Below are 7,741 nucleotides of genomic sequence, written 5' to 3'. Positions count from 1 at the left end.
CGCCGTGCCGGCCACCACGACTGCCGTCGCGAGGCCGGCGCCCCCGACGGCGAGCCGGCGGCGGCGTACGGCGCGGTCGCCGGCGGTGGTGATCGCGTCGAGATCAACGGCCGCGAAGTTCACGTCTAGGGCGCGGTCCATCAGGACCTTCAGCTTCTCGGTCATGCGGGCACCCCTTCGGAGGTGGTGAGGTCGGAGAGGTCGAGCGCGTCGCCCAGCAGGTCGCGGAGCTTGGTGAGCGCGGCGGAGGCCTGGCTCTTGACGGTGCCCGCCGCGCAGCCGAGGACGCCGGCGATCTGGGCCTCGGTGAGGTCCTCGTAGTAGCGCAGCACGATCACGGCCCGCTGCCGGGGCGGCAGTTGCGCGAGTGCCTCCATCAGCGACGTCCGTACGACGACACGGTCCGCGTGCCCCTCGCTGATGCCGTCCGGGACCACCGCGGCGGCGCGCTCGCTGTTCCAGCTCTTCTTCCGGAACCAGGTGATCGCCGTCGTCATGATCGCCTTCCGGGTGTAGGCGTCGGCGTTGGCCGGATCGCGCAGCCTCGGCCAGGCGACGTACGTCTTGGTGAGCGCCTCCTGCACCAGGTCCTGCGCCAGACCGACGTCGCCGACCATGAGGTAGGCGGCGCGGTGCAGCGAGGACGAGCGGGCGGCGACGAACTCCGCGAACGCGGCGCGGTCACGAGCTGCCATGGTCCCTCCGGGACTCAGGGGGCACGTGGTCGGCCCCGGTCAACCTCCCAGACGACGCGAGCCGGGAGAAGGTTCGGTCGGCGGCGGAGGCGATCAGTCGAGCAGGACCGGGATCAGCATCTCGTCCGGCGTCAGCGACCCGTGCATGCCGATCAGGTGCGCCTCGTAGGGGAAGCCGTCGGTCGACAGCACCGCGAAGTCCCCGCGGCAGGCGACGACCACGTCGCCGATGCGCGGCAGCACCGTCGGGTCGACGGCCCCGAACCACCCGCGCGCGATCGCGTCACCGCGGGTGAGGATCTCGGCACGGTCGCCGAGCCGGTCGGTCCAGCAGGAGACGACGTCGTCGACGGCACCGCCGCGGCAGTAGAGATGCCGGAAGCGTGCCTCGCCGCCGATCAGGGCGACCCCGGACCTCAGGTCCTCGTCGTTGGAGAGGTCGATGCGCGACTCGGCGGGCACGTCGACCATCCCGTGGTCGGCGATGACGAGCATCCGCCGGTCGCGGGGCAGCGCCTCGCGCAGCTGCTCCGCCTCGTGGTCGATCATCGCCAGCTGCTGCAGCCATTGGCTCGAGGCCACGCCCCAGCGATGGCCGGTCCAGTCGAGGTCGCCGTCGTAGACGTAGGTCAGGGCCGGCTCACGCTGCGACGCTGTCGAGGCGGACACCACTGCGGCGATCCGCTCCCCCACCCGGTCGACGCCGACGTAGTCGGCTCCCCGGTGCGCCGCCACCGTCAGCCCGCTGCCGTTGAACTCCCGCTTGTTCACCACGGTCACCCGGACCCCTGCGTTCTGCAGCGATCCGAACGCGGTCTGGTGCGGCTGCCACTCCCGCGGGTCGACCTCGCCGTCCCACATCAGTGCGTTGAGCAGCTCGTTGGTGCCCGGGATCCGGGTCGTGAACCCGACCAGCCCGTGCGCCCCGGGCGTCAGCCCGGTCCCGAGCGAGGTCAGCGAGGTCGTGGTGGTCGACGGCACCCCCGCGGTGGCGTGCTCGGAGACGGCCAGCAGCGAGGAGAGGTACGGCGCCGCCTCGGCGTGCCTCTCCAGCAGTCGCGCGCCGAGCCCGTCGATCAGGAACACCACGTAGGAGGCTGCCTCGGGCAGCGACAGCCCCGAGGGCGCAGGGCCGAGCGGGCTGCCGAGCGCCTGCGCCACCGCTGGCACGACGTCGCCGAGCGAGCGCACGCCGTACGCGGGCTCGCAGAACTCGCCCGGGTCGACCACGCGGATCAGCCCCGGGTCAGGGCGGAGAGCGAGGCGGCGAACGACAGCAGTCCGCCGACCGCGTCCGTGCCGTCGGCCGCGGCCGAGACGCGCAGGGAGAAGTCGTCGGAGGAGAGGGTGCCGGTGTAGCCGTGGTCGGCGTCGCACTGCGGGTCGTTGCACCCCGCCGGCTCCAGCTCCATCCGGCTCACCGCGCCCCAGCCGATGGTCAGGACCGCCTCGGCCGGCGGCGTCGGCCCGGCGGTCGGGTTGGTCGTCATCCGGGTGACGACCACGGAGGCGACCGCGCGGAGGCTGACCGCCTCGGTGGAGGTGGAGGTGTAGGGCTCGGGGAGCAGGTCGTCGCCGGCGTGCTCGTCGGTGTGGGCCAGGATCAGGCGGGTCGGCGTGAGCACCACCACCGTCTGGTGCCGGCGGACCTCGTCCCGCTCGAAGGTCGGCTCGTGGTGCACGTAGAACGACACCACCGGCTCCCCACCCAGGGCACCGGCCACCGCGTCGGCGACCACCTCGGGGTAGTAGCCGGTGCGGTCGATCGCGGCGTTCAGCTCAACGATCCGATCCCGGTCGTCGGTGGCGCGAGCACGTGCGTTCGGCATGGAGGCATCCTCCCATGCTGCGGCGAGGTGACTAGTCGGGGATCGTGGTGACCAGGTCCGGCATCCGCCGCACCCCCGAGTCCGGCCGCGGGTCCCTGACCGGGGCCACCCGGGCCGACGCGGTCAGCACCCGTGCCCCGTCCACGCCCGCGAGCACCAGCGACAGCTCGAGCGAGCTGATCTGCGGCAGGTCGTTCTGCAGCTCGGCGACCCTGGTGATCAGGTCCTCGATCGCGGTCACGTCGACCGCCTCGGCGCCGCGGTAGCCGAAGAGCAGGGGCGAGCTCTTCACCTCGCGCACCATCGCGGTGACGTCGTGCTGCCCCAGCGGCGGGATCCGGTAGGACCAGTCACCGAGCAGCTCGATCACCGGCCCCGAGATCCCGAACGACACGACGGGGCCGAACAGCGGGTCCTCGAACGACCGCACGGCGATCGGCACGCCCGGCGGGGCGTTGCGCTGCACCACGAACCTGCCGGCGACCGGGTCGATGGTGCGCGTCAGCGTCTCCCACGCCTCGGCCATGTCCCTCGAGCCGGAGATGTGGCGCCAGACGTGGGCCTGGTCGGGCCGCTCCCGCATCGACTCGAGCGTCGACTTGAGGGCCACCTCGCCCCCGAGCTGGTCGGCGGCCGCCTGCGCCTCCTCGAGGGACCGGACCGGGATCGTCGGGCACAGCTCGATCCCGTAGCAGCCGAGCAGCGCGGTGAGCTGGTCGAGGGAGAGCTCGACCTCTCGGTCGCTCGCCATGACCTCGGGGTCGGTGACGATCCGGTCGACCAGCTGCTTGGCCGCCGGAGTGTCGACGTCACCGGCCTCCGCCGGCATGCCGTCGGGCGCGTGCAGCCACACGGCGTACTCCACGACCCGCGCGAGCGCCCGGACCGCCGCCTCCACGGCCGGGTACGACGGCACCGAGCCGCGGCCGGCGGAGGACCCCGCCACATCGGGGACGCGCAGCAGCTCCGGGATGCCCTCGGCACCGAGGAAGGAGGAGACCAGCGGCTTGTCCGACTGCTCCCCCACGGCCGCCAGCACGTTGGCGACCTCCTCGCCCGACACGTCGAGCGGCGGGATGTAGACGGCGATCACGGAGTCGACGTCGGGATCGTCGATGGCGCCGTCCAGGGCGTCCTCGAAGTCCTCGGCGGTCGCGTCGGCACCCAGGGCCACGGACTTGTTGACGACCAGCCCGACACCGGACGCGGCATCGGCGGCGAGCAGGCCGAGGGCGTCGGAGTTGCCGACGATCGCGACCCGGCGGCCGCGCGGCAACGGCTGGTGCGCGAGCAGCTGTGCGACGTCGAACATGTCGTCGAGGGTGTCGACCTGGATCACCCCGGCCTGGCGGAACATGGCGTCGACGGCGGCCCGGGGCGCGCCGATGCGGCGCACGGTGTGACCCATCGGCACGCCCTGCGTCGTACGACCCGAGCGGACGGCGACGATCGGCTTGCGCTGCGAGACGCGGCGGGCGATCCGCGAGAACTTGCGCGGGTTTCCGATCGACTCGAGGTACATCATGACGACCTCGGTGGAGTCGTCCTCCTCCCAGTACTGCAGGAGGTCGTTGCCCGAGACGTCCGCGCGGTTGCCGGCGCTGACGAAGGTCGAGATGCCCAGGCCGCGGTTCTTGACCTTCTCCAGGATCGCCGAGCCGAGCGCGCCCGACTGGCAGAAGAACCCGGCGCGACCGCGGGCCGGCATCACCGACGACAGCGAGGCGTTGATCTGCACCGTCGGGTCGGTGTTGATGATGCCCAGGCAGTTCGGCCCGATCAGGCGTAGGCCGTACGAGCGTGACAGCCCGGCGAGGTGACGTTGGCGCCGGCGGCCCTCCTCGCCCGTCTCCGCGAAGCCCGAGGAGATCACGATCAGCCCGTGCACGCCCTTGTTGGCGCAGTCGAGCACGACGTCGGTCACCGCGTCCGCCGGCACCGCCACGATCGCCACCTCGACGTCGTCGGGGATGTCGTTGACGTTCTTGTAGGCGGGCATCCCCGACACCGCGCTCGCGCTGGGGTTCACGACGTAGACCCGGCCGGTGAAGCCGCCGGTCACCAGGTTGCGCACCAGCACCTGGCCGATGGTGTCCTGCCGCCGGCTCGCGCCGATGATCGCGACCGAGCGCGGGTTGAAGAAGCGCTGGATGGAGGCGGCCTCCGCGGCGTGCTCGCGATCCCGCATGACCCCGATGGCGGTGTCGGTCGGGTCGATCGGGAACTCCAGCGTGATCACGCCGTCGTGGTAGCCGCTCGCGACGTGGTAGCCGGCGTCCCGGAACGTCTGGATCATCCGGTGGTTGTCCGGCAGCACCTCGGCGGTGAACCGCTCGACCCCGTGCTCCCGGGCGGCCTCGGCGAGGTGCTCGAGCAGCAGCTGAGCGATCCCGCGACCCTGGTGCTCGTCCTCGACGAGGAAGGCGACCTCCGCCTCGCTGGCCTCGATGACGTCGTACCGGCCGACGGCGATCATCCGCCCCTGGAGGATCATCACCAGGGCCACCCGGTCGCGGTGGTCGACATGGGTGAACCGGCGCACGTCACGCTCGGAGAGCGTCGGCATCGGCGAGAAGAAGCGGTAGTACTTCGACTGGTCGGAGACCCGTGAGTAGAACTCGACCAGGAGCTGCTCGTCGTCCGGGTGGATCGGCCGGATGTGCGCGGTCCGTCCGTCCCGGAGCAGGACGTCGCCCTCCCAGTGCGCAGGCGGAGCCCCGATCTCGTCCGTGGGAGTCGGGTCGACGGGGCTCACAGGAGAAATCTATCGGGCGTAGGCATAGATCCGCTCCTCAGCGGCGTGCCCGGGCACCGACGGTCGGCGGCGGCAGGGAGAATGGCGGCATGGCACGCCGCACAAAGCCCGAACCCCTCCCGGAGGACTTCGAGGAGCACATCCTCGACATCGACGTCGGCGACGAGATGCGGGCCTCCTTCCTGGAGTACGCCTACTCGGTCATCTACTCCCGGGCGCTGCCGGACGCCCGCGACGGCCTCAAGCCGGTCCAGCGCCGGATCCTCTACACGATGAACGAGATGGGCCTCCGGCCCGACCGCGGGCACACCAAGTGCGCGCGCATCGTCGGTGAGGTCATGGGTCGGCTGCACCCGCACGGCGACGGTGCGATCTACGACGCGCTGGTCCGGCAGGCGCAGCCCTGGGCGATGCGACTGCCGTTCATCGACGGCCATGGCAACTTCGGGTCGCCCGGCGGCGAGGACCCGCCCGCAGCGATGCGCTACACCGAGGCCCGGATGGCACCGACCGGCGTGGCGATGACGGAGTCGATCGACGAGGAGACCGTCGACTTCAAGCCGAACTACGACAGCCGCGAGTACGAGCCGTCGGTCCTCCCCGCCGCGATCCCGAACCTGATCGTCAACGGCACGACGGGCATCGCGGTCGGCATGGCCACGAACATGGCGCCGCACAACCTGATCGAGGTCGTGCAGGCGTTGCGGCACCTGATCAGCCATCCCAACACCGACGTCGACGGCCTGATGCGGTTCATCCCGGGCCCGGACCTGCCGACGGGCGGCAAGATCGTCGGTCTCGACGGGATCCGCGACGCCTACGAGACCGGCCGCGGCACCTTCAAGATGCGGGCGACCGCTCGGATCGAGACGATCGGGCGCCGCAAGGGCATCGTCGTGACCGAGCTGCCCTACGGCGTCGGCCCGGAGAAGATCATCGAGCGGATCAAGGTCCTCGTCCAGGGCAAGAAGCTCCAGGGCATCGCCGACATCAAGGACCTCACCGACCGCGAGCACGGGATGCGGATGGTGATCGAGATCAAGAACGGCTTCGTGCCGGAGGCGATCCTCGAGCAGCTGTACAAGCAGACGCCGATGGAGGACTCCTTCGGCATCAACAACGTCGCCCTCGTCGACGGGCAGCCGCGGACCCTGGGGCTCAAGGAGATGCTCGAGGTCTTCCTGCACCACCGGTTCGACGTCGTCCGCCGTCGCTCCCAGTTCCGCCGCACCAAGAAGGCCGATCGCCTCCACCTCGTCGACGGTCTGCTGATCGCCCTGCTCGACATCGACGAGGTGATCCAGGTCATCCGCACCAGCGACGACTCGGCGGCGGCGAAGGAGCGACTGATGTCGGTCTTCGACCTGTCGACCGCGCAGACCGACTACATCCTGGAGATGCAGCTGCGCCGGCTCACCCGGTTCTCCCGGATCGAGCTGGAGAAGGAGCAGGAGCAGCTTCGCAAGGAGATCGAGGAGCTGGACGCGATCCTCGCCGACGACGCCCTCCTGCGGAAGGTCGTCGCCTCCGAGCTCGCCGACGTGGCCAAGGCCTACGGCACACCGCGACGCACCGTCCTCCTCGAGTCGGCCGGGACGACGGCCGTGGCCGCGGCCGCCACTCCGCTCGAGATCCCGGACGACCCCTGCTTCGCGCTGCTGTCGTCGTCGGGCCTGCTGGCCCGCACGTCCGGTGCCGAGGAGATCGGAACGGGAGGCGGGCGCGCCAACCACGACGTCGTGGTCTCCGCGGTCCGTACGACCGCACGGGCCGACGTCGGCGTGCTGACCTCGGCCGGTCGGCTGCTGCGGCTCAACGTCCTCGACCTGCCCGCGATCCCGCCATCGGCCAACGAGCCGAACCTGCAGGGAGGCCTACCGTTGACCGAGGTGCTCAGCCTCGGCGCGGACGAGCGGGCGCTCGCCCTCTGCTCGCTGGCGACCGAAGGCCCCGGCCTGGCGCTCGGCACCAGGCAGGGGGTGGTCAAGCGGGCCAACCCCGAGGTCCTCGGCAAGGACGAGTGGGAGGTGATCCGGCTCGGCGACGGCGACGAGGTGGTCGGCGCCGTCGAGCTGGACAGCGGCAGCGAGGAGCTGTGCTTCGTCACCTCCGACGCGCAGCTGCTCCACTTCTCCGCCGACGGCGTGCGTCCCCAGGGGCGGTCCGGAGGCGGCATCGCCGGCATCCGGCTCACCTCGGGCGAGCGGGTGGTGTGGTTCGGCGCGCTCGACCCGGAAGCGCCCGCCGTCCTCGTGACGGCGTCGGGGTCCGCCACCGCCCTGCCCGGCACCGAACCCGGCGCGGTGAAGGTCACCGACTTCGCCGAGTATCCCGCCAAGGGTCGTGCTACGGGCGGCGTGCGGTGCCACCGGTTCCTCAAGGGCGAGGACACCCTGGTGTTCGCCTGGGCCGGCCCTGCGCCGGCCCGGGGTGCCGCGGCGAGCGGCGCGCCCGTCGACCTG

At 71.5% G+C, this 7,741-nt stretch carries 5 protein-coding genes; 1 reads left to right on the top strand and 4 read right to left on the bottom strand.

Annotation, left to right across the window (positions count from 1 at the left end):
• Window positions 1-161: 161 nt before the first annotated feature.
• The 4 genes from E7Z54_RS08010 to E7Z54_RS07995 all read right to left on the bottom strand — a co-directional run bounded on the left by E7Z54_RS08010 (window position 162) and on the right by E7Z54_RS07995 (window position 5,279).
• Window positions 162-695, bottom strand: a complete 534-nt coding sequence (locus E7Z54_RS08010) for a SigE family RNA polymerase sigma factor (protein ID WP_136432642.1) — start codon at window positions 693-695, stop codon at window positions 162-164.
• A gap of 93 nt (window positions 696-788) precedes the next feature.
• A complete protein-coding gene (locus E7Z54_RS08005) occupies window positions 789-1,925 on the bottom strand; it encodes an alkaline phosphatase family protein (RefSeq protein ID WP_136432640.1) in 1,137 nt (378 codons plus the stop codon).
• 5 nt (window positions 1,926-1,930) lie between these two features.
• Window positions 1,931-2,524, bottom strand: coding sequence for a DUF5998 family protein (locus E7Z54_RS08000; RefSeq protein WP_136432638.1), 594 nt, complete (start codon window positions 2,522-2,524; stop codon window positions 1,931-1,933).
• 31 nt (window positions 2,525-2,555) lie between these two features.
• Window positions 2,556-5,279, bottom strand: coding sequence for a bifunctional GNAT family N-acetyltransferase/acetate--CoA ligase family protein (locus E7Z54_RS07995; protein ID WP_240769579.1), 2,724 nt, complete (start codon window positions 5,277-5,279; stop codon window positions 2,556-2,558).
• Between the two features lie 89 nt (window positions 5,280-5,368).
• Between E7Z54_RS07995 and E7Z54_RS07990 the strand changes: the two genes are divergently transcribed.
• The coding region (locus E7Z54_RS07990) for a DNA gyrase/topoisomerase IV subunit A (RefSeq protein WP_136432637.1) at window positions 5,369-7,741 on the top strand (2,373 nt) is incomplete at its 3' end.

The sequence above is a fragment of the Nocardioides sp. genome, from assembly GCF_004803405.1.
Taxonomy (GTDB): domain Bacteria; phylum Actinomycetota; class Actinomycetes; order Propionibacteriales; family Nocardioidaceae; genus Nocardioides; species Nocardioides vastitatis.
Note: the sequence above shows the minus strand (reverse complement) of the source record. Positions and strands in the feature narration are given on the sequence as shown.

What these genes read in the sequence shown, in the direction of transcription:
- E7Z54_RS08000 (WP_136432638.1), bottom strand. Translation starts at nt 2,524, where the DNA reads ATGCCGAACGCACGTGCTCGCGCCACCGACGACCGGGATCGGATCGTT.
- E7Z54_RS08010 (WP_136432642.1), bottom strand. Translation starts at nt 695, where the DNA reads ATGGCAGCTCGTGACCGCGCCGCGTTCGCGGAGTTCGTCGCCGCCCGC.